At 67.1% G+C, this 21,165-nt stretch carries 21 protein-coding genes; 15 read left to right on the top strand and 6 right to left on the bottom strand.

Annotated elements, in window-relative coordinates; translation table 11 throughout:
- Positions 1-21 precede the first annotated feature (21 nt).
- From ACEUEL_RS05580 to ACEUEL_RS05560, 5 genes are all read left to right on the top strand, one after another.
- Positions 22-645, top strand: a complete 624-nt coding sequence (locus tag ACEUEL_RS05580; protein ID WP_405703011.1) for a LysE family translocator — start codon at positions 22-24, stop codon at positions 643-645.
- A 10-nt stretch (positions 646-655) separates the two neighbouring features.
- The gene (locus ACEUEL_RS05575; protein WP_405703010.1) at positions 656-1,600 is read left to right on the top strand and encodes an alpha-E domain-containing protein; all 945 of its coding nucleotides are present in this window, start codon (positions 656-658) and stop codon (positions 1,598-1,600) included.
- A gap of 26 nt (positions 1,601-1,626) precedes the next feature.
- Positions 1,627-2,451 (top strand): transglutaminase family protein, encoded by an 825-nt coding sequence (locus ACEUEL_RS05570; RefSeq protein ID WP_405703008.1) that lies wholly within the window; start codon positions 1,627-1,629, stop codon positions 2,449-2,451.
- A gap of 145 nt (positions 2,452-2,596) precedes the next feature.
- Positions 2,597-3,343 carry a peptidase gene (locus tag ACEUEL_RS05565; RefSeq protein WP_405703006.1) on the top strand — a complete coding sequence of 249 codons (747 nt, stop codon included), beginning with the start codon at positions 2,597-2,599 and terminating at the stop codon, positions 3,341-3,343.
- Between the two features lie 281 nt (positions 3,344-3,624).
- Positions 3,625-4,377 carry an SDR family oxidoreductase gene (locus tag ACEUEL_RS05560; protein ID WP_405703005.1) on the top strand — a complete coding sequence of 251 codons (753 nt, stop codon included), beginning with the start codon at positions 3,625-3,627 and terminating at the stop codon, positions 4,375-4,377.
- Between the two features lie 6 nt (positions 4,378-4,383).
- Here the strand turns inward: ACEUEL_RS05560 and ACEUEL_RS05555 are convergent, their stop codons facing one another.
- Entirely contained in the window at positions 4,384-4,986 is a 603-nt protein-coding gene (locus ACEUEL_RS05555; protein WP_405703003.1) for an exopolysaccharide biosynthesis protein, read from the bottom strand.
- 169 nt (positions 4,987-5,155) lie between these two features.
- Positions 5,156-5,440, bottom strand: coding sequence for an usg protein (locus tag ACEUEL_RS05550; protein ID WP_405703001.1), 285 nt, complete (start codon positions 5,438-5,440; stop codon positions 5,156-5,158).
- A gap of 262 nt (positions 5,441-5,702) precedes the next feature.
- Between ACEUEL_RS05550 and groES the strand changes: the two genes are divergently transcribed.
- The 3 genes from groES to ACEUEL_RS05535 all read left to right on the top strand — a co-directional run bounded on the left by groES (position 5,703) and on the right by ACEUEL_RS05535 (position 8,238).
- The gene (gene groES / locus ACEUEL_RS05545; protein ID WP_405702998.1) at positions 5,703-6,017 is read left to right on the top strand and encodes a co-chaperone GroES; all 315 of its coding nucleotides are present in this window, start codon (positions 5,703-5,705) and stop codon (positions 6,015-6,017) included.
- 52 nt (positions 6,018-6,069) lie between these two features.
- Complete coding sequence (gene groL / locus ACEUEL_RS05540) at positions 6,070-7,707, top strand: chaperonin GroEL (protein WP_405702996.1); 1,638 nt, start codon at positions 6,070-6,072, stop codon at positions 7,705-7,707.
- Between the two features lie 225 nt (positions 7,708-7,932).
- Positions 7,933-8,238 carry a GIY-YIG nuclease family protein gene (locus tag ACEUEL_RS05535; protein ID WP_405702994.1) on the top strand — a complete coding sequence of 102 codons (306 nt, stop codon included), beginning with the start codon at positions 7,933-7,935 and terminating at the stop codon, positions 8,236-8,238.
- A gap of 169 nt (positions 8,239-8,407) precedes the next feature.
- Here the strand turns inward: ACEUEL_RS05535 and ACEUEL_RS05530 are convergent, their stop codons facing one another.
- Genes ACEUEL_RS05530 through ACEUEL_RS05520 form a run of 3 tightly spaced genes read right to left on the bottom strand, consistent with a single transcriptional unit; the run spans position 8,408 to position 11,462 of the window.
- Complete coding sequence (locus ACEUEL_RS05530; RefSeq protein ID WP_405706589.1) at positions 8,408-9,523, bottom strand: ABC transporter permease; 1,116 nt, start codon at positions 9,521-9,523, stop codon at positions 8,408-8,410.
- Between the two features lie 32 nt (positions 9,524-9,555).
- A complete protein-coding gene (locus tag ACEUEL_RS05525; protein ID WP_405702991.1) occupies positions 9,556-10,488 on the bottom strand; it encodes an ABC transporter ATP-binding protein in 933 nt (310 codons plus the stop codon).
- Positions 10,485-11,462, bottom strand: coding sequence for an HlyD family secretion protein (locus ACEUEL_RS05520; protein WP_405702989.1), 978 nt, complete (start codon positions 11,460-11,462; stop codon positions 10,485-10,487). The genes ACEUEL_RS05525 and ACEUEL_RS05520 overlap by 4 nt, the downstream gene beginning before the upstream one ends.
- Before the next feature lie 261 nt (positions 11,463-11,723).
- On the opposite strand from ACEUEL_RS05520, the gene ACEUEL_RS05515 reads away from it, so the two are divergent.
- From ACEUEL_RS05515 to ACEUEL_RS05505, 3 genes are all read left to right on the top strand, one after another.
- Positions 11,724-12,236: a hypothetical protein gene (locus ACEUEL_RS05515; RefSeq protein ID WP_405702987.1), complete on the top strand. Its 513-nt coding sequence runs from the start codon at positions 11,724-11,726 to the stop codon at positions 12,234-12,236.
- 109 nt (positions 12,237-12,345) lie between these two features.
- Positions 12,346-13,371, top strand: coding sequence for an iron ABC transporter substrate-binding protein (locus ACEUEL_RS05510; protein WP_405702985.1), 1,026 nt, complete (start codon positions 12,346-12,348; stop codon positions 13,369-13,371).
- A gap of 26 nt (positions 13,372-13,397) precedes the next feature.
- Positions 13,398-14,954: an ABC transporter permease gene (locus tag ACEUEL_RS05505; protein ID WP_405702983.1), complete on the top strand. Its 1,557-nt coding sequence runs from the start codon at positions 13,398-13,400 to the stop codon at positions 14,952-14,954.
- Positions 14,955-15,029: 75 nt separating this feature from the next.
- Here ACEUEL_RS05505 and ACEUEL_RS05500 read toward each other — a convergent pair whose 3' ends face one another.
- Entirely contained in the window at positions 15,030-17,240 is a 2,211-nt protein-coding gene (locus ACEUEL_RS05500; protein WP_405702980.1) for an esterase-like activity of phytase family protein, read from the bottom strand.
- A gap of 266 nt (positions 17,241-17,506) precedes the next feature.
- Here ACEUEL_RS05500 and ACEUEL_RS05495 point away from each other — a divergent pair, with 266 nt between their 5' ends.
- The 4 genes from ACEUEL_RS05495 to ACEUEL_RS05480 all read left to right on the top strand — a co-directional run bounded on the left by ACEUEL_RS05495 (position 17,507) and on the right by ACEUEL_RS05480 (position 21,161).
- Positions 17,507-18,628 (top strand): TRAP transporter substrate-binding protein, encoded by a 1,122-nt coding sequence (locus ACEUEL_RS05495; RefSeq protein ID WP_405702978.1) that lies wholly within the window; start codon positions 17,507-17,509, stop codon positions 18,626-18,628.
- A gap of 152 nt (positions 18,629-18,780) precedes the next feature.
- Positions 18,781-19,380 carry a TRAP transporter small permease subunit gene (locus ACEUEL_RS05490; protein WP_405702976.1) on the top strand — a complete coding sequence of 200 codons (600 nt, stop codon included), beginning with the start codon at positions 18,781-18,783 and terminating at the stop codon, positions 19,378-19,380.
- The gene (locus ACEUEL_RS05485; RefSeq protein WP_405702974.1) at positions 19,380-20,705 is read left to right on the top strand and encodes a TRAP transporter large permease; all 1,326 of its coding nucleotides are present in this window, start codon (positions 19,380-19,382) and stop codon (positions 20,703-20,705) included. Before ACEUEL_RS05490 ends, ACEUEL_RS05485 begins: the two co-directional genes overlap by 1 nt.
- Positions 20,706-20,774: 69 nt before the next feature.
- A complete protein-coding gene (locus ACEUEL_RS05480; protein ID WP_405702972.1) occupies positions 20,775-21,161 on the top strand; it encodes a GFA family protein in 387 nt (128 codons plus the stop codon).
- Positions 21,162-21,165: the final 4 nt, after the last annotated feature.

Below are 21,165 nucleotides of genomic sequence, written 5' to 3'. Positions count from 1 at the left end.
AGAGTGGGAGCGCGCGAAAAGATGACCATCGAGACATGGCTGGCCTTCGTCGCCGCCTCGGCGGTGCTGCTGGTCATACCCGGACCGACCATATTGCTGGTCGTCTCCTACGCCCTCGGGCAGGGCCGCCGCGCGGCACTGCCGATGGCGACCGGCGTCGCACTCGGCGACTTCACCGCCATGACGCTGTCCATGCTCGGCCTCGGCGCGCTGCTCGCCACCTCGGCGACGCTGTTCACGGGGCTGAAATGGATCGGCGCTGCCTATCTCGTCTGGCTCGGCATCAAATTGTGGCGCGCCGGCAGCGCCGGTATCACGCCGGCCGCGCGCACGGCCGGATCGCCGCTCGCGATGGTGCTGCACGCCTGGCTGGTGTCGGCGCTCAATCCCAAGGCCATCACCTTCTTCGTGGCCTTCCTGCCGCAGTTCCTCGATCCCCATGCCGATTTCGCGACGCAGATGCTGGTCTTCGAGAGCACCTTCCTCGTGCTCGCGGCGGCGAACGCCTTCGGCTACGCCCTGATCGCCGGCCGCGCCCGGCAGGCGATCGCGCGCCCCTCCCTCGTCGCCGCGGTCAACCGCGTCGGTGGCACCCTCCTGATCGGCGCCGGCATCGCAACCGTCGCCTGGCGCAACGCCAAATAGAACGGCTCCCATGCTCTCGCGCACCGCAGACAACCTCTACTGGCTGGCCCGCTACATGGAGCGGGCGGAATGCCTCGCCCGCATCCTCGACGTCACCCAGCGGCTCGCCCAGTTGCCCGCCGCCTATGGCGGCTCGACCAATGAATGGAACTCGGCGCTGCTGACGGCCGGCTGCTCCGAGCAGTTCCGGCAGGTCCATGGCGACGAGATCAACGAGAAGAACGTCGTCGCCTTCCTCGCCTTCGCGCCCGAGAATCCCTCCTCGATCCGCAACTGCTTCGAGATCGCCCGCACCAATGCGCGCTCGGTCCGCACGGCGCTCACCATCGAGATGTGGGAGACGATCAACTCGGCCTGGCTGGAGCTGAAACGCTACTCCACCAAGAGCATGACGCGCGAGGAACTCGCCCGCTTCCTGAACTTCGTGAAGGAGACGTCGCTGCGCTTCGACGGCGCCGCCTACCGCACCATGCTGCGCAACGACGCGTTCTGGTTCTCGCGGGTCGGCATGTATGTGGAGCGCGCCGACAATACCGCCCGCATCCTCGACGTGAAGTACCACGTGCTGCTGCCCGAGCAGGAGCATGTCGGCGGGCCGCTCGACTATTTCCAGTGGGCCTCGATCCTGCGCTCCGTCTCGGCGCTGACCTCGTTCCACTGGGTGTACCGCGAGAGCGTGAAGCCCTGGCTGGTCGCCGACCTGCTGATCCTCAACGCGCAGATGCCGCGTTCGCTCACCAGTTGCTACCAGAACATCTCGCGCTATCTCGATGATATCGCCGCCTATTACGGCCGGCAGGGAACCGCCCAGCGCCTCGCCCGTTCCAGCCTCACCAAGCTGAGCAACAGCCGTATGGAAGAGGTCTTCCAGGTGGGCCTGCACGAATATATCGACAGCTTCATCGGCGAGAACAACCGGCTCGGCGCCGCCGTCACCGAGCAGTATCTCGTCTAGGCCGCCAGGGAGCAGAGTGCCGCGCGATGCGCATCCATGTGAATCACGCCACGGTGTACCGCTACGACCCGCCGGCGCTGGGCGCGATCCAGATCCTGCGGCTCACGCCGCGGAACCATGACGGCCAGTACGTGATGTCGTGGCGCATCGACGTCTCGGAAAGCTGCCGCCTGCAGGCGCATGAAGATGCCTTCGGCAACCTCACCCACACCTTCGCCATCGACGGACCTCTTACCGAACTGCGCGTCACCGTCGAAGGCGAGGTCGAGACCCAGGACGTCTCGGGTGTGCTGAGGGGAACCGTCGAGCGCTTTCCACCCTCGCTCTATCTGCGCGACACCGACCTGACCGGCTCCGACGAGGCGATCCGCGGCTTCGCGGCGCAGGCGGTCGCAGGCGCGACCGACCCGCTGTCGCGGCCGCACCTGCTGATGGCGGCGCTGCACGAGGCGCTGGACTATGACAAGGATCCCACCCACACCTCGACCACGGCGGTCGAGGCCTTCCAGCTCAAGCGCGGGGTCTGCCAGGACTTCGCCCATGTCTTCGTTGCCGGCGCCCGCGCGCTCGGCATCCCCGCCCGCTATGTCAGCGGCTACCTGATGAACGCGGACCCGGCCGCGCCCCAGGAGGCCGGCCACGCCTGGGCGGAGGCCTATGTCCCCGACTATGGCTGGATCGCCTTCGATCCCGCCAACAATCTGTGCGCGACCGACGCCTATGTGCGCGTCGCCGTCGGTCTCGACTATATCGGCGCCGCGCCGGTGCGCGGCAACCGCTATGGCGGCGGCGAGGAGAGCCTGACCGTCGCCATCGCGGTCGACCAGTCGAGCCGCCAGATCCAGGGGTGAGCCCCTCTCCCGAGCCTGAGGTTTTGTGACACACCCAGGCTGTGCCGGGGCGAATTGCTCTTGCTTCACAGTGCGTATTGGTTGCCCCTCCGTCGCGGGCACCGCTATAACGGCGCCCGGCGTGGGGCGCGGGGACGTTGGTTCGATGACATATTGCTGTGGTATCCTCGTGCGCGACGGTCTGGTGATGATCGCCGACACCCGAACCAATGCGGGCCTCGACAACGTCTCGACCTTCCGCAAGCTCCACGTGTTCGAGGAACCCGGCCGCTGCGTGCTCGGGCTGTCCACGGCCGGTAATCTCTCCATCTCGCAGGCGGTGCTGAGCATGCTGAGCGAGGGGCTGGTCAACGAGGAAACCGGCGAGCGCGAGACCCTGCTCAACGCACCGAGCATGTTCCAGGCGGCCCAGCGCGTCGGCCGCGCCATCCGTTACGTGCATGCGCTGTACAAGGAAGGACTCGAGGAAGCGGATGTGCGCTTCAACGTTTCCTTCCTGTTCGGCGGCCAGATCGCGGGCGGCCCGATGCGCCTGTATATGATCTATGCGGCGGGCAACTTCATCGAGTGCACGCCCGACACCCCGTTCCTGCAGATCGGCGAGCACAAATACGGCAAGCCCGTGCTCGATCGCTCCATCGTCTACGACATGGATCTCTACGAGGCTCTGAAATCGGGACTGATCTCGATGGACTCGACGATGCGCTCGAATCTCGGCGTTGGCATGCCGATCGACGTGATGATCGTGCGCCGGGACACCGCGCACGCCGAGCTGAATTACCGGGTCGAGCCGGGCGAGCCCTATTTTCATGATCTGCGCGAGCGCTGGTCGGCCGCGCTGCGGGCCGCCCATACGTCAATCCCCCGGCCGCCTTATGGCCGGGGGCGATGAACCGAAGACATTCGGCCGGACGGTCAAGTAAGAAGATAGAGAAGAATGATGATCGGGATCGGGATTCCAATCAGCCACATGAGAACGGCAGGCATTTCGACGTCCCTCCATTGATGTGCGATCGTTGAAATTGTACCCTTCCAACGCAGCACATCGGGATTGGGTTCCCGAACGACGTCGATGATCACAGGCTGTCGCCGCCGGTTGGGCACAGTGCCAGAACGGGCCAACGCGTTCGGTACGCGGCGAACCAAGCGCAACAGGAACGAGGGGAGGACGCCATGGCTGCCGACACACGAATTGCCTTGGTCACCGGCGCGGGAACGGGCGTCGGGCGCGCGGCGGCGGTCGCGCTCGCCGAAGCGGGCTTCACCCTCGTCCTCACCGGTCGCCGCATCGAACTGCTGGAGGCCGTGCGCGAAACGCTCGCAGGCAGCGGACACAGCGTCGTCCCGGCCGATGTGAGCGTCCCGGACGAGGTCGCCGCGCTGTTCGCGGCGGTCGTGCGCGACCATGGCCGCCTCGACGTGCTGTTCAACAATGCGGGGGGCTGGTCTCCCGCCGCACCGATCGAGGACGTGCCTTTGGCCGACTGGCAGCGCGTCGTCAGCGTGAACCTGACCGGCGTGTTCCTGTGCATCCAGCACGCCGTGCGGGTGATGAAGGCGCAGACGCCCAAGGGCGGGCGCATCATCAATAATGGCTCGATCGCCGCGCACGCCCCGCGCCCCAACACGGCGCCCTACACCGCCACCAAGCACGCGGTGAGCGGCCTCACCAAGCAGGTGGCGCTGGAAGGGCGCGCGCACAACATCGCCTGCGGCCAGATCGACATCGGCAATGCCGACACCGACATGGCGTCGAAGATGAAGACCGGCATCATTCAGGCCAACGGGCAGATCATGGTGGAGCCGACCTTCGATCCCGTCCATGCCGGCAAGGCGGTGGCCTACATGGCGGGACTGCCGCTCGACGCGAACGTGCTCTCGATGACCATCATGGCCACCAGCGCGCCCTTCGTCGGGCGCGGCTGAGAACGGTCAGAAGAAGGCTGCGGCTCCGGAATAGAGCGCCCAGCTCAGGAGCCCCATCACACCCATGCTGACGAAGGTCGCGATGGTGCCGGCGAGGATGAAGGCCCCGTCGCGCTCCACCATGCCCAGCCCGAGAATGCACACGGCGATGCCGGGCGGCAGGTTGCCGAAGATCGGGATCGGCAGCATCAGCAGCAGCCCGAGGATCACCACCAGCAGCCCGACGCCGCGCCGCGCGAAGGCCGAGGCGAACATCGCCTGGCGCGGGCGCGAATAGGCCTCGAAGCGCTGCACCCATGGCAGGGCACGGTTGATCAGCTTCTCCAGCGAGGCGCGGGAGAAGGTGCGGGCCGCCAGCCAGCGCGGCAGCCACAATTCGTCGCGCCCGATCGCCATCTGCACGCCGACCAGCGTCAGGATGACGCCGCAGATCACCGGAATCCCCGGCGGCATCGGCAGGCAGTTGGGAATGCCGAACAGCAGCAGCGTGATGCCGAAGGCACGGTTGCGCAGCGCGCTGACCAGATCGCCCAGCGCGATGCGCTCGGCCGAATGGGCGGTCACGATGGCCGACAGGAGTTCGGACGTACGCGGCGGACGATGATCCACGGAAGGTTCCAAGACGCCTCTGCTCAGGCTCGAACGAGCCGCGGAGGCATTCCGGAACCCCCGCTTCGTCGCCCTCATAGCACGGCGAAAGCGGCAAGGTCAGGGCCGCGCGCGCACGGCGCCGGTGAATTGGGGTGGATGGCCCGTGCGCCCTGCTCCGGCCGGCGGGTCAGTTCAGCCGGAAGATGCCGTCGACCGCCCGGATCTCGGCGGGCTTGATCAGCCGCGCGTGGGAGACGGTGATGGTGTGCAGCGGTCCCTCGATCTCGCGCTTCCAGAAGTCGAGGAACCTGTGCAGCACGGGGAAGTCCGGGAAAACGTCGTAATGCTGCCAGAGATAGGTCTGGAGCAGGCCGGGATGATCCGGCATCCGATAGAGGATATGGGCGGTGGTCAGGCCATAGCCCGCCATCTGCTTCACGAAATCCGAAGACGCCGACACCTCTGCTGCCATGCGGAACCTCCCTGTCGCGATGAGCAAAGTGTTGCCGTGTTCGCTCGGATCGGCAAGCGAAAAATTGAAATAACCCTTTTCAATCATAATGTTGGCAGCATGTATGACGGACTGCTGACAGACTGTTGCAGCGCACTGGCACTCGCCTCCAGGGATTGCTAATTTTTCGCCCGCGCCCCCTTGTGCGCATGCGGGGCGCCGCCTAGATGTCGCGCGGGCTGAACGCCCGGTCCGTTGAATTCGACTATTCTGGAGAGATGCGATGAAGTTCCGTCCTCTGCACGATCGTGTCGTGGTCAAGCGCCTCGACGCCGAAGAGAAGACCGCGGGCGGTATCATCATTCCCGACACCGCCAAGGAAAAGCCCTCGCAGGGTGAAGTCGTCGCCGCCGGTCCCGGCGCCCGCGACGACGCCGGCAAGCTGGTTCCCCTCGACGTGAAGGCCGGCGACCGCGTGCTGTTCGGCAAGTGGTCCGGCACCGAGGTGAAGATCGACGGCGTCGATTACCTCATCATGAAGGAATCCGACATCCTCGGCATCCTCGACGCCGTTGCGGCCACCAAGAAGGCGGCGTGACGCTCGGCGCACGCCCGGCCACCGGCATTACGAAATCGGGAGTTAAGAAGAAATGGCTGCGAAAGACGTGAAGTTTTCCGCCGATGCGCGCGAGAAGATGCTGCGCGGCGTCGACATCCTCGCCAATGCGGTGAAGGTCACGCTCGGCCCCAAGGGCCGCAACGTCGTGATCGAGAAGAGCTTCGGCGCCCCGCGCATCACCAAGGACGGCGTCACCGTCGCCAAGGAGATCGAGCTCGAGGACAAGTTTGAGAACATGGGCGCCCAGATGGTGCGCGAAGTGGCCTCGAAGACCAATGACCTCGCCGGCGACGGCACCACCACCGCCACCGTGCTCGCCCAGGCCATCGTGAAGGAAGGCGCCAAGTCCGTCGCCGCCGGCATCAACCCGATGGACCTCAAGCGCGGTATCGATCTCGCCGTCGAGGCGATCGTCGCCGACCTCAAGAAGAACTCGAAGAAGGTCACCTCCAACGACGAGATCGCCCAGGTCGGCACCATCTCGGCCAATGGCGATGCCGAGATCGGCAAGTTCCTCGCCGAGGCGATGCAGAAGGTCGGCAACGAGGGTGTCATCACCGTCGAGGAAGCCAAGACCGCTCTGACCGAGCTCGACGTCGTCGAGGGCATGCAGTTCGACCGCGGCTACCTCTCCCCCTACTTCATCACCAACGCCGAGAAGATGCGCGTGGAGTTCGAGGATCCCTACATCCTCATCCACGAGAAGAAGCTCTCGGGCCTGCAGGAGCTCCTGCCGATCCTCGAGGCCGTGGTGCAGACCGGCAAGCCGCTGCTCATCATCGCCGAGGACATCGAGGGCGAGGCGCTCGCCACCCTGGTCGTCAACAAGCTGCGCGGCGGCCTCAAGGTCGCGGCCGTCAAGGCGCCCGGCTTCGGTGACCGCCGCAAGGCCATGCTGCAGGACATCGCCATCCTGACCGGCGGCGAGGCCATCTCCGAGGACCTCGGCATCAAGCTCGATTCGGTGACCCTCCAGATGCTCGGCCGCGCCAAGAAGGTGGTGATCGAGAAGGAGAACACCACCATCGTCGACGGCGCCGGCAAGAAGAAGGACATCGAGGGCCGCGTCGCGCAGATCAAGGCGCAGATCGAGGAGACCACCTCGGACTACGACCGCGAGAAGCTGCAGGAGCGCCTGGCCAAGCTCGCCGGCGGCGTCGCGGTGATCCGCGTCGGCGGCGCGACCGAGGTCGAGGTCAAGGAGAAGAAGGACCGCGTCGACGACGCGCTGCACGCCACCCGCGCGGCCGTCGAGGAAGGCGTCTCGCCGGGCGGCGGCGTCGCCCTGCTCCGCGCCATCAAGGTGCTCGAAGGCGTCAAGACCGCCAATGCCGACCAGAAGACCGGCGTCGAGATCGTCCGCCGCGCCATCCAGGCGCCGGCGCGCCAGATCGCGCTGAACGCGGGCGACGACGGCTCCATCATCGTCGGCAAGATCCTCGAGAACACCAGCTACGCCTTCGGCTACAACGCCCAGTCGGGCGAGTTCGTCGACATGTTCAAGGCTGGCGTGATCGATCCGACCAAGGTGCTGCGTTCCACCATCCAGAACGCCGCTTCCGTGGCCGGCCTGCTGATCACCACCGAGGCAATGGTCGCCGAGCTGCCGAAGAAGGCCTCCGCGGCCCCCGCCATGCCGGGTGGCGGCATGGGCGGCATGGACTTCTGAGCGACGTCCTTACGGCTCTGCAAGACGGAAGAGGCGCGGCGAAAGCCGCGCCTTTTTGCTGGCGGCCTCGCAACCCGGAAGGCCATGAGTGCAGATCGGAAGGCCTGGAGGCGACGCTCTCGGCTACTCTCGGTATCCTGTCCGCGCTCTTGCTGGTCCCATCCGGCACCGTCATCCTGAGGTGCGAGCGTAGCGAGCCTCGAAGGATGGTCCCGCGAGAACCAAATGGGTGCATTCGTCTACATGCTGCGGTGTTCGGATGGCTCGTTCTACGTCGGTTCCGCAACAGGCGACAGCCTCGACCGACGCGTTGCCCAGCACCAGAGCGGCGCCTTCCCCGGCTATACGTTCAAGCGCCGGCCGGTCGCGTTGATCTGGTCGCAGCATTTCGAACGGATCACCGACGCCATTGCCATCGAGCGCAAGCTCAAGGGCTGGAGACGTGAAAAGAAAGAGGCGCTCATACGGGGCGACTGGGAAGCTGTCCGTCGCCTCGCGCAGCGCCCGACCGCGCGCATTCCCGGACAATGAACATCCTTCGAGGCTCGCTTCGCTCGCACCTCAGGATGACGTTTGCGGGGATGATTAGAGGGCGGGATTCGGAGTTCAATACTCGGTTCGCTTCAGCACCACGTCATCCTGAGGTGCGAGCACAGCGAGCCTCGAAGGATAGTCCAGCGACCACAGGCCATCGGCTCCCTCAATCCAGCGTCTGCCGGAAGCGTTTCACGGCGATCACCATCGCCACCAGCATGATCAGCGTCAGCGCCACGATGTCGGTGGCGAGGTCGGCGGCGGTGGCGCCCTTGAGCAGGATGCCGCGCACCATGCGCAGGTAGTGCGTCAGCGGCAGCGTCTCGGAGATCCAGCGCGCCCAGGCGGGCATGCCGGCGAAGGGGAACATGAAGCCGGACAGGAGGATGTTCGGCAGGAAATACATGAAGGTCATCTGCACCGCCTGCAGCTGGTTCTGCGCCAGCGTCGAGAAGGTGTAGCCGATCGACAGGTTGGTGACGATGAACAGCCCCGTCAGCACGGTGAGCAGGCCGAGGCTGCCCACCATCGGCACGCCGAACAGGAAGACGCCGGCCGCGAGGATCATCGCCGCCTGCCCCGCGCCGACCATGACATAGGGCGCGATCTTGCCCAGCATCACCTCCACCGGGCGGATCGGCATGGCGAGCAGCGTTTCCATCGTGCCGCGCTCGATCTCCCGCGTGACCGAGAGCGCGGTGAAGATCAGCATGGTCATGGTGAGGATGGTGCCGAGCAGGCCGGGCACGATGTTGAGCTGGGTCACCGCCGCCGGGTTGTAGCGGGGATGGGTGCGGATGCTGAAGGCTGGCGGCGTCTTCTCGAGCCCGCTGCCCTCGGGCGCGTCGTCCGGCACCAGCCGCTCGCGCTTCACCGACTGCTCGACGATGCGGCCGAGCGCGGCGAGCGCGCTGCTCGCGCCGACCGGATCGGTCGCATCGGCCGCCACCAGCATGGCCGGGCTCTCGCCGCGCCGCACCGCGCGCTCGAAGCCGGCGGGGATCTCGACGACGAACAGCACCTCGCCCGAGCGCACCAGCCGCTCCGCCTCCTCCTCGGTCCGCGGATGATGGGTGATCGCGAAGTACTTGGTGTTCTCCAGCGCCGCCAGGATCGAGCGCGTCAGCGAGGTGTTCTCGAAGGCCATCACCGCGGTGGGCAGGTGCCGCGGCGTGGTGTTGATGGCGTAGCCGAACAGGATCAGCTGCAGCAGCGGGATCGAGATCATCGTCGCGAACGAGACGCGGTCGCGCAGGAGCTGGATGAACTCCTTGCGCATCATCGCGCCGACGCGGCGGAAGAAGCCGCCGCCCCTCACCGGAAATTATCCTGCGAGCGGTTCATCAGGTCGATGAAGACATCCTCCAGCGTCGGCTCGTCCGCCCGCCAGTCGAGATCGGTGCGCACGCGCAAGGGCGCGATCGCCACACCGAGCGCCGCGGCGTCGCGGCCGCCGACATGCACGCTGTTGCCGAACGGGGCGACGAGTTCCACCCCCGGCAGCGCCGCGAGTTCCCGCGCGAGTGCAGCGGGGTCGCCACCGGTGACGCTGAAGGTGGTCAGCCCGGCGGACGCCACCACCTCGCCCACCGTGCCCTGCGCCAGCAGGTCGCCATAGGCGATATACGCGATCTCGTGGCAGCGCTCGGCCTCGTCCATGTAGTGGGTGGAAACGAGCACCGTCATGCCCTCGGCGGCGAGATCGTGGATCTGCGCCCAGAAATCGCGGCGCGCCTTGGGGTCGACGCCCGCGGTCGGCTCGTCGAGCAGGAGAAGCTGCGGCGAGGTGAGGATGCAGGCGCCGAGGGCGAGGCGCTGCTTCCACCCGCCCGAGAGCGAGCCGGCGAGCTGGCGGTCCCGCCCCTTCAGCCCGAGCCGGTCGAGCGCCGCGCCGGCGGACCCCACCGGGTCGCGCAGGCCGTAGATCCGCGCGATGAATTCGAGGTTCTCGCGCACCGAGAGATCGCCGTAGAGGCTGAAGCGCTGCGTCATGTAGCCGATATGGCGGCGGATCTCGCGACCTTCGGTGAGGATGTCGCGGCCGAGGCAGGTGCCCCGCCCGGCATCGGGCGTCAGCAGCCCGCACAGCATGCGGATCGTCGTGGTCTTGCCCGAGCCGTTCGGCCCGAGGAAGCCGTAGATCTGCCCGCGCTTCACCCGCATGCTGAGGTCGCGCACGACCACGCGGTCGCCGAAGCTCTTGCGCAGTCCCTCGACCTCGATGGCGTAGTCCGCGCCGGCGTTCATGGAGCGCCCGCGATCTCGACGCTCACCGGCTGGCCGGGCCGCAGGGCGAGCGGATCGTCGGGGCGCGCCTCCAGCATGAAGACGAGTTTCGAGCGTTCGTCGAGGCTGTAGATCACGGGTGGCGTGTATTCGGCCTCGGCCGCGATGAAGCTGACCGTGGCCGGGATCGGCGCGGCACAGCCGTCGCACAGCGCCTGCACCCGCATGCCGAGCCTGAACCGCGGCAGATCCGGTTCCGCCACGAAGAAGCGCACCTTGATCAGGCCGGGCGGGAGCAGCGAGACGACCGGCCGACCGGCCGGCACGAACTCGCCGGGGCGGAAATAGACCGTCTCCACCGAGCCCTCGACCGGGGCCGCCAGCTTGCGGCGCTCCAGCCGGATGCGCGTCGAGGCGAGCGCGGCGGTGGCGGCGTTCACCGCCTCGTTGGCGGCGTCGATCTCCTGGTCGCGGCCCGCCATCTTGGCCACCTTGATCTGGCCGTTGATCTCGTCGAGCGCCGCCTGGTTCTGGTCGTAGCTGTGCTGGGCGGTGTCGAGCGCGGCTTGCGAGCCAACCCCCTTCGAGGTGAGGTCGGACTGGCGCTTGAGCTCGATGCGGGACAGGTCGAGCGCCGCGAGGGCCCGGCGCTGGCTCGCCTCCAGCACCGCCACTTCCTCCGGCCGCTGGGTGGAGGCCGTGACGTTGGCGAGCCGCGCCTTCGCCTGCGAGAGATTGGCGGTGTCCGCATCGAGCGCCGCCTGCTGCAGGGCGGGATCGACCTCGAACAGCGCATCGCCGGGGCGCACGCGCACGCCCTCGTCAACCTTGAGCGCGGTCAGGCGACCCGCCTCCTCGGGCCCTACGAAGATGAGGTCGCTCTCGGCATAGCCCTGGAACAGCTCGGGGCCGGGCCTCATGAAATAGGCCGGAACGAGCAGCAGGAGCAGCGCGAGGGCGATCAGCAGCAGGTTGACCGGCAACCGTGATTTCATCGATGGCTTCCAATCCGCCGCACGCCGGCGGCGGGCATATGCCGCCACGATTGACGGGCTGTCGTTAACAGGCGTCAAATCGTGCGGCTATAAACCGGCGGAAAGAGGAAGAACCGCCGCAGGCCGGCCCTGACCGGGCGAACCGCGCCCGACCCGCGGTGAACCACACGACGCCGTGGCACGTAACCGAGACGACTCAGACGGGATGCGCCCGCCCGTATGCCTTTCGCCGGCACATCCGTTACCCGCCCGGAGGGCGTCATGTTGGTGCGCGAACTGTTCGTCCTGCCCCTGCTCGCCGTCCTCGCCACCCCGGCACAGGCGGGATGCTTCCGCGAATGCCTCTCCCACCGCATCACCAGCGCCGATGACCGGGACGCGATGCGGCATGCCATGGGCGAGTGCCGCGACATCTGCGTCGCGGAGGAGGGCGACGCGCTCAAGGCCGCGGGCCTCCAGCAGCAATATGCCACGTGCCGCGCCCGCCCCCTCGACGCCGCCGACTTCCGCAAGCTGCGCGGCGGCAATGCCGGCTTCACGGTGCAGGACGGAGTACTGGTCTGGGAATTCACCAATGTGCTTCCGGACAAGGTGATCCGCGCGGTCGAAATCGGCACCCAGACCATGCATCTCGCCGATGCGGTTTTCTCGATCCGCACGCTGATCCCGCCGGGCCGCACCGCGACCATCGTCGTGATGGATTTCTACGACGGCTATCCCGCCGCCCGCTTCACCAGCAAACTCAGCGGCGTGGCCGCCTGTGAGGCGCGGTAGCCGGCCGAGCACCCATCACGGCTTCCCCAAGGTGACGCATTGACAAGCAGGCCACGCGCGCGTTGCTTGCACAAAATCGATGCGAATACAATAACTTAGAGGAATTCCAATGTATCAGCTCGACCGCCGCGGGCTGCTGCGTTCGGCGCTGGCCGTCGGCGGCGCGACGCTGTTCGCTCCCCTGCCCCGCGCCCGGGCGGGCAGCGCCAGCGAACTCACGCTCTACAATGGCCAGCACCGCCAGACGACGGACGCCGTCGTCGCCGCCTTCAGCGAGGCGACCGGCATCGAGGTGCTGGTGCGCAACGGCTCGAGCCCGCAGATCGCCAACCAGATCCTGGCGGAGGGTGAGCTCTCGCCGGCCGACCTGTTCTATTCCGAGGGCAGCCCGCCGGTCGCCGCGCTCGCCGGGCGCGGCCTGCTGGCACCGATCGCGCCGGAGACGCTGAAGCAGGTTCCGGGTCTCTATGTCGACCAGAAGGGCCTGTGGACCGGCGTCAGCGCCCGCTGCCGCGTCGTCGCCTATAACAGGGACCTGATCAAGGAAAGCGAGCTGCCCGCCTCGCTGCTCGACTTCGCCCGCCCCGAATGGGCCGACCGCGTCGCCTATGCGCCCACCTCTGACGCCTTCCAGGAGCAGATCGTGACGCTGCTGCGGATGAAGGGCCGGGATGCGACGCTCGCCTGGCTGCGCGGGATGAAGGAGGTCGGGCGCGCCTTCAACAACAATATCGGCGCCATGCAGGCGGTGGAGCGCGGCGAGATCCCCACCGCCCTGATCAACAACTACTACTGGTTCACCGTGGCGAAGGAGGTGGGCACGGAGCGGATGCGCTCGGCGCTGCACTATATCGGCCACCAGGATCCCGGCGCCCTCGTCACCGTCTCCGCCGCCGGCATCCTCAAGACCGCCCGCAATCCCGAGGGCGCGCAGCGCTTTCTCGCCTTCCTGGTCAGCGAGCAGGGCCAGACGGTGATCGCGAAATCCATGGCTGAATATCCGCTCAGGCCGGGCGTCACCTCCCCCTACGCGCTGAAGCCGTTCGACCAGCTCGATCCGCCTCCCGTGACGCCGGCGGAGCTCGGCGATGCGGCGGAGGCGATCCCGCTCGCGCGCGAGGCGGGGCTGGCGTGACGAGACACGACTGAAGGCGCCCGGCGGTGAGTTCCCCTTCGACAGGCCGCGCCCTGCGACGGCGCCCGCCGGGCTGGCTGGTGCTCGCCGCCCTGATCCCCGTCGCGCTGACCGTCCTTCCCATCATCTATGTCGGCAGCCGCGCCCTCGATGTCGGCTGGGCCGAGGCGTGGGGGATGCTGGTGCGGGCCCGCACCGGCCTCCTGCTCGCGAACACGCTGGCGCTGGCCTTCGGCGTCACGGCGGCCGCCACCTTGATCGGCACCGCCGCCGCCTGGGTGATCGAGCGCTGCGACCTGCCGGGTCACGGTTTCTGGCGCACGGTGCTCTGCCTGCCGCTCGCCGTCCCCGCCTTCGTCGCGAGCTTCGCCTGGGCCTCGCTGGGCCCGGCCTTCCAGGGCCTTGGCGGGGCGATGCTGATCCTCACCCTCTCGCATTTCCCGCTGATCTTCCTGCCGGTCTCGGCCGCGCTGCGGCGCATCGATGCGCGGCTGGAGGATGTCGCCCGCTCGCTCGGCGAAAGTCCATGGCCGACCTTCCGCCGGGTGGTGCTGCCGCAGTTGCGGCCAGCCATGGGCGGGGGCGCCCTGCTGGTGCTCACCCATATCCTCGCCGAATTCGGCGCGCTCTCGCTGCTGCGGGTGCAGACCTTCACCACCGCGATTTTCCAGGAGTACGAACTCCAGTTCAACAGCGCCAATGCCGCGCTGCTGTCGGGCGTGCTGATGGCGCTGTGTCTTCCGGCGGCGTTCGGCGAGGCCCGCCTGCGCGCCGGCCAGCGTCTCGCCCGCAGCGACCGGCGCGGGCCGCGTCATCGCTCGCCGGCGCGTCTCGGCGCCGCGACGCCGGCGGTGATCGCCGCCTTCGCGCTGCTGACGGGGGCGGCCCTCGGCGTGCCGCTGTTCATGCTGGCCTACTGGCTGTCGGTCGGGCTGTCGGCGGGAACCGGGACGGGCGATCTCGGGGCGGCGCTGGCGGGCTCGCTGCGCCTGTCGCTGGCGGGTGCCGTGTTCACCACCCTGCTCGCCCTGCCGCTGGTGATGCTCGTCACCCGCTATCGCGGGCGTGTCGCCGCCATCGCCGAGCGGCTGCCCTATATCGTCCACGGACTGCCGGGTCTCGTGGTGGCGCTGGCGCTGATCTACGGCGCGATCCGATGGGTGCCGCCGCTCTACCAGTCGACGGCGCTGGTCTTCATCGCCTACGCGATCCTGTTCCTGCCGCTGGCGCAGTCCGCGCTGCGCGCGACGGCCGAACTGGTGCCCGCCGAGCTCGAACAGGCCGCCCGGACGCTGGGTCGCAGCTCGATCGGCGCCTTCGTCGCCGTCACCCTGCCCGCGCTCTCACCGGGTGTCGGCGCGGCGTTGGCGCTGGTCGTGCTCGAACTGATGCGGGAACTGACGGCAACCCTGCTGCTCGCGCCATCGGGGGTGGTGACGCTGGCGACCGAGGTGTGGTCCTACACCAATGACGGCGCCTATGCCGCCGCCGCCCCCTTCGCCGCATTGCTGGTGCTGATTTCGGGGCCGCCTGTCTGCATCTTCACGCTGCGCACACTGAAGGGCGGGCGGCGCGGGCCCTGACAAGAAGATCCCCGGGCACGACTACCCGGGGACAAAATGCCTAGTAATGGCAAGGCCTTGCGGCCATATCCGGACTCACATCCTGAGCTCGATCTTGCCGAGTTTGAGGAACTGCGTCTCGCCCGAGGAGCCGTCGACGCCGTCATTGTCGGTGACGATGAAGGCATCGCCCGCCGCATCGATGGCGAAGCTCTCGACCTTGTCGAGCACATAGCCCTTCGGCGCGGCAAGGTCGGGCATCAGGTCGCGCACCAGCGTCTTCGTCAGCACCGGTGCGTCCGCGGCGCCCAGCGGGGCGGGCGTCACGTCCTTCAGCGAGACGTAGGTCAGCTGCTTGATCTTCGCATTCGGGCCGATCTGGTTGTCGCGCTCGATCACGATCAGCCCGCCATTCGACGCGGTGATTTCGGATACGCCGATCCAGCCCTTGCCGACCTTGTCGAGCGGGTAGCGCACATAGCCCCAGCTCTTGGTGGCGGGCTTGTAGGCGAGGAACTTCACGCTGCCCTTCGGGTCATCCTTCCACTCGCGCTGCACGGCCAGCCACACCGTCTCGTCGGTGCCCGCGCCGGTCACGGCCACACCCTCGAAGCCGAAGCGGGTCGCCTGCGCCGCGAGCTCGGCCGGCAGGGCGATCTCCTCCTCCACCGCACCCGTCGCCGAGACCCGTACCAGCAGGTTCTGCGTCGGGTTCTCCTTCTTCTCGGGATTGCCTTCGGAGGCGAGCCAGAAGCCGCCCTGCGGCCGCACGGCGATACCCTCGAGGTCCAGCCCTTTGGCGGGCTGGCCATCGCGCGTCACCACCGTCGCCGCGACGATCTTCGCCGGGGACTGGGTCGCGTCGACGGTCAGGATGCGGGCCTGCGCATAGGCGCTGTCCGTCACCGCGTAGAGCTTGCCGGGCGCTGCCGGATCCGCCGCGAAGCCGGACAGCGCGCTCCACCAGATCGGCAGGCCGTCCGGCCCATCCGCAGCGGAGATGGTCGGATAGGATGGCTTGCCCGGACCATTCTTGTAGATGGTCACGACCGAGCCGATGCCGCCATCCGCGCGCAGATCGGTCTCGCTCGCGGTGACGAACAGGTCGCGGGAGGGAATGGCCAGCAGACCTTCCGGACCCATGCCGCCCGGCAGCACCTGCCGGAATTCGGGCGCGTTGCCCGGCCCCGTATCGCGATAGACGAACACCAGCGAGCCGCGCTCGGAGCCGAGGAAGAGCAGCTTGTCGGCCCCGAAGGTCGCGACTTCCGCGCCCTCCATCTCGATGCCCTTCTTGTTGCGCTTGTCGGGGTAATGCCCGAGCCGAACCGCCATATGCTCGGGAGCCGTGCCGCTCTCGAACAGCACCTTGCCGGTCGTGTCGAACACGGTGAAGCCGCGCGTGCCGCCCTTCCAGTCGCCCTCATTGGCGGTCACGATGCGCTCGTCATCGATCCACTGCACCGCGTCCGGCTCCCGCGGCACGTCCTTCATCGAACCGGACAGATCGATCACGCCATCCTTCTTGGTATCGATCCTGTCGAGGCTGACCGTGCCGGCGGAGAAGTGGTTGGTCACCTTGCCGGTCTTGAGGTCGGCGATGACGATGTGGTTGTTCTCCTGCAGGGTCAGCACGACTTCGTTGCGGGAGTTGATATCGACGAACTCGGGTTCCGGATCCTCCGGCGCCACCGCCGCGAGGCCGGAGACATCGATGATCTTCTTGTCGGCGCAGGCGATGGCGCCGTCCTTCACCGGGAAATAGGTGAGGTTGCCGCCGGGAAGCTGCGGCAGCGCGCCGTCGTTGAGTTCCTCGTCGCGCTCGTTCTCGATGGCGATGGCGAGGAAGCTGCCGTCCGGGCTCTTCGCCAGCGAATCCGGCTGTCCGCCGAGGTCGCAGGTCGCCACGACCTGCTTCGTCGCCAGATCGACCACGGCGAGATGACCCGAGGGCTTCGCCTTCGATTCCGAGGTAACGACACCCACGAAGGCCGTGCCCCCGATGACGACGGTGGAGGTCGGCTCGCCACCGAGCGCGACAGTGCCGGCGGGCTTCGGGGCGGCCGGATCGGTGATGTCGATCAGGCCGACTCGCTCGCCCGGGCTGTCGGTATAGACGAGCGTGTTGCCGTCCGCCGTCGCGGCGATGATCTCGGCGACGGTCGATTTGGCGGCATCGGCACCGGCCGGCAGGTTCTCGACGACGTTGAAGGTCGCGATGCGGTTGAAGGCGGTGGCATCGTCGGCCTGCACCGCGCCGATACCCAGCACGGCGAGCGAGACACCGGCCAGAAGAAATGAGCGCATGGAGGATCCCCAGCTTGAAACGGAGCGATTCACGAACGCTCGCACTGAAGTCCGCCGCCCATGACGTCCCGATGACGGCGAGCTGGCTGAAAAGCGCGTAACCGGCGCGCGCGTACGACTTTGGTCGCAACCAAATCCACGCGAATGTGACATTTGCCGCTTGCGCTTGCCCAAACGGCAGCGTCTCCTTGCGTCATCGGGACAAGGCGCAAAAGCGCCGCCCGGCGGGCTTGCCCGCGAGAGGAAACGCCAACGGAGAAACAGCCATGACCGAAACGTCAGGGAAGCGTCCGGCTGCGCCGAGCCGCCGTCGCTTCATCGCAACTGTTGCCGCAACCGGAGCCGCAGCGGTCGCCGCCCCCGCCGTGCATGCGCAGGCCCCGATCAAGCTCAAATTCCAGTCGACCTGGCCGAACAAGGACATTTTCCACGAATTCGCCGGTGACTACGTCAAGCGTGTCAACGCCATGACCGGCGGGCGGGTAGAGCTGGAGCTGCTGGCGGCCGGCTCGGTGGTGCCCGCCTTCCAGATGGCCGACGCGGTGTCGGCCGGCATCCTCGACGGCGGCCATGGCGTCGCCGCCTACTGGTACGGCAAGAACAAGGCGTTCTCGCTGTTCGGCACTGCGCCGGCCTTCGGCTGGGATGCCGATGAACTGCTCGGCTGGGTGCGCTATGGCGGCGGCCAGCAGCTCTATGACGAGCTGATCAACGACGTGCTCAAGCTGAACGTCGTCGGCATGCTGTACGGGCCGATGCCGACCCAGCCGCTCGGCTGGTTCAAGAAGGAGATCACCAGCGCCGACGACATGAAGGGCATGAAGTATCGCACCGTCGGCCTCGGCGCCGATCTCAACAAGGAACTCGGGGCGGCGGTGACGATCGTGCCCGGCGGCGAGATCGTGCCGGCGATCGACCGCGGCCTGCTCGACGGCGCGGAGTTCAACAACCCCTCCTCCGACCTCGTGCTCGGCTTCCCGGACGTCTCGAAGATCTACATGATCCAGAGCTACCATCAGGCGCTGGAGTGCTTCGAGATCCTGTTCAATAAGACCAAGTTCAACAGCCTGCCCGCAGACGTCCAGGCGATCCTGAAGGGGGCGGGCGACGCCTCTTCCTCCGACATGATGTGGAAGGCGCAGGACCGCTACTCAAAGGATCTCGAGGCGATCAAGGCGCGCGGCGTGAAGGTGATTCCGACGCCGAAGCCCGTGCTGGAAGCCCAGCTCGCGGCCTGGGACAAGGTCATCGCCAACCTGTCCGCCGACCCGTTCTTCAAGAAGGTGATCGACAGCCAGAAGAGCTGGGCCCAGCGCATCGTCGGCTTCCGCTTGCAATACGAGGCGGATTCGAAGCTCGCCTACGACCACTTCTTCGGCAAGGCCTAGCCGCCCGCTCCCCCGCTCAGGCAGGATCCCGGACGGCCAGATGGCCGTCCGGGATCCATTGCCGGCGGAAAAGCGCGAACCGGAACCGCACGGGCGTGCCGCCCATCGCGATAACGTGCCCGCCTCTCCCCGCCCCCTGCCCGAGGCTCCCCATGCAGTCTCTCCTCCTCGCCGTCGACCGGGTGAACGCGTTCATCGGCAAGCTGTTCGCCTGGTGCATCGTTATCCTGATGCTGGCGATCACCTACGAGGTGTTCCGCCGCTACGTGCTCCGGGACCCGACCACCTGGGCCTATGACGTCAGCCTGATGCTGTATGGCGCGCTGTTCATGATGGCGGGCGCCTACACGCTCTCCCGCAACGGCCATGTGCGGGGAGACTTTCTCTACCGCAAATGGGCGCCGCGGACGCAGGCGAAGAGCGACCTCGTCCTCTACTTCCTGTTCTACTTTCCCGGCATTCTCGCGCTGATCTACTCCGGCTGGAACTATTTCCAGCTGTCCTACATGCTGAACGAGCACTCGTCCTTCAGCCCGGACGGGCCGGTGATCTGGCCGTTCAAGGCGCTGATCCCGATCACCGGGGTGATGATGCTGCTGCAGGGCGTGGTCGAGGTGGTGCGCTGCCTCATCTGCATCCGCGAGGGCGACTGGCCGCAACGCCTGCACGATGTCGAGGAGATGGAGAAGGTCATCCTCGAGGAGGCCGCCAACCGGGCGGATCGTGAAGGCACGACCCACGGAGCGCTGTGATGTTTCTCTCCGATCCCGCTCTGGGCGTGCTGATGCTCGTCCTGTTCCTCGTGCTGCTGATGTTCGGCTTTCCCATCGCCTTCACGCTGATGGCGCTCGGCGTGGGCTTCGGCTACTTCACGCAAGGGGACAGCATCTTCAACCTGTTCGTGCAGCGCACCTATTCGGTTATGGCGAACGACGTCCTCATCTCCATCCCGCTGTTCCTGTTCATGGGCTATGTGATCGAGCGGGCGAACATCCTCGACCGCCTGTTCCGCGCCATCCAGCTCGCCGCCGGCTGGCTGCCGGGCTCTCTCGCCGTCGCCACGCTGGCCACCTGCGCGCTGTTCGCCACCGCGACCGGCATTGTCGGCGCGGTGGTGACGCTGATGGGCCTGCTCGCCTTTCCCGCCATGCTGCGCGCCGGCTACGACACCAAGCTCGCCTCGGGCGTGGTGTGCGCCGGCGGCTGCCTCGGCATCCTGATCCCGCCGAGCGTGATGCTGATCCTCTACGGCGCCACCGCCGGCGTCTCGGTGGTGAAGCTCTACGCCGCCGCTTTCATCCCGGGGCTGATGCTGGCGGGCATGTACATCCTGTATGTGATCATCCGCGCGATGCTCAATCCCTCTCTCGCCCCCCGGCTGCCGGCCGAAGAGCGGAAGGTGCCGGCCATGACCATCATCGTGGCGCTGCTCACCTCGTTCTTCCCGCTGGTGACGCTGATCGTCGCGGTGCTGGGCTGCATCATCTTCGGCCTCGCCACGCCATCGGAGGCCGCCGCCATCGGCGCCTTCGGCGCCATCCTGCTCGCTCTCGCCTACCGCACCTTCTCGCTGGAAAAGCTGAAGGACTCGGTCTTCCTCACCGCGCGGGCCTCGGCCATGGTCTGCTGGCTGTTCGTCGGCTCGGCGGTGTTCTCGGCGGTGTTCGCCCTGCTCGGCGGTCAGCATGTGGTCGAGCAGTTCATCATGTCGCTGAACCTCGGCCCGATCGGCTTCCTGCTGCTCACCCAGGCCATCATCTTCGTGCTGGGCTGGCCGCTGGAATGGACCGAGATCATCGTCATCTTCCTGCCGATCTTCCTGCCGCTGCTGGATCATTTCGGCATCGATCCGATCTTCTTCGGCGTGCTGGTGGCGCTGAACCTGCAGACTTCGTTCCTGTCGCCGCCGGTGGCGATGGCGCCGTTCTATCTCAAGGGCGTGGCGCCCAAGCACGTTTCGATCGACGAGATCTTCGCCGGCGTCATGCCGTTCCTCGGCATCGTCATCATCGCCATGGTGCTGCTCTACACCTTCCCCGGCATTGCCCTCTGGCTACCGAGCGCGCTCTACAACTGAGCCGGCCGGCGCCGCCTGTGCGGCGCCGGAACATTGGGCCATCATGCCCCCGCGAATGGGAGGTCAGAGATGAGAGAGCCTGTCACCGGCGGCTGCCTGTGCGGCAATGTGCGGGTCACGGTGTCGGGGCGGCCCGACCGCGTCGGCATCTGCCATTGCCTCGACTGCCGCAAGCATCACGGCGCGCTGTTCTACGCCGCCGCGATCTTTCCGGCCAACGCCGTGACCATCGAGGGCGACACCCGCGACTATGCAGGGCGGCATTTCTGCCCCTGCTGCGGCTCGTCGGTGTTCGCCCGCAGCGGCGGCGAGATCGAAGTGCATCTCGGCACATTCGATGCCCCGGATCGGTTCATGCCGAGCTATGAGAACTGGATCATCCGCCGCGAAGCGTGGCTCCCGCCCTTCCCGCTCGCGCACCGATACGAGCGTGATCGCAAGGAGGCCGACGAGTGAAAGG

The organism is Ancylobacter terrae (assembly GCF_045108345.1).
In the GTDB taxonomy this organism is placed as follows: domain Bacteria; phylum Pseudomonadota; class Alphaproteobacteria; order Rhizobiales; family Xanthobacteraceae; genus Ancylobacter.
Note: the sequence above shows the minus strand (reverse complement) of the source record. Positions and strands in the feature narration are given on the sequence as shown.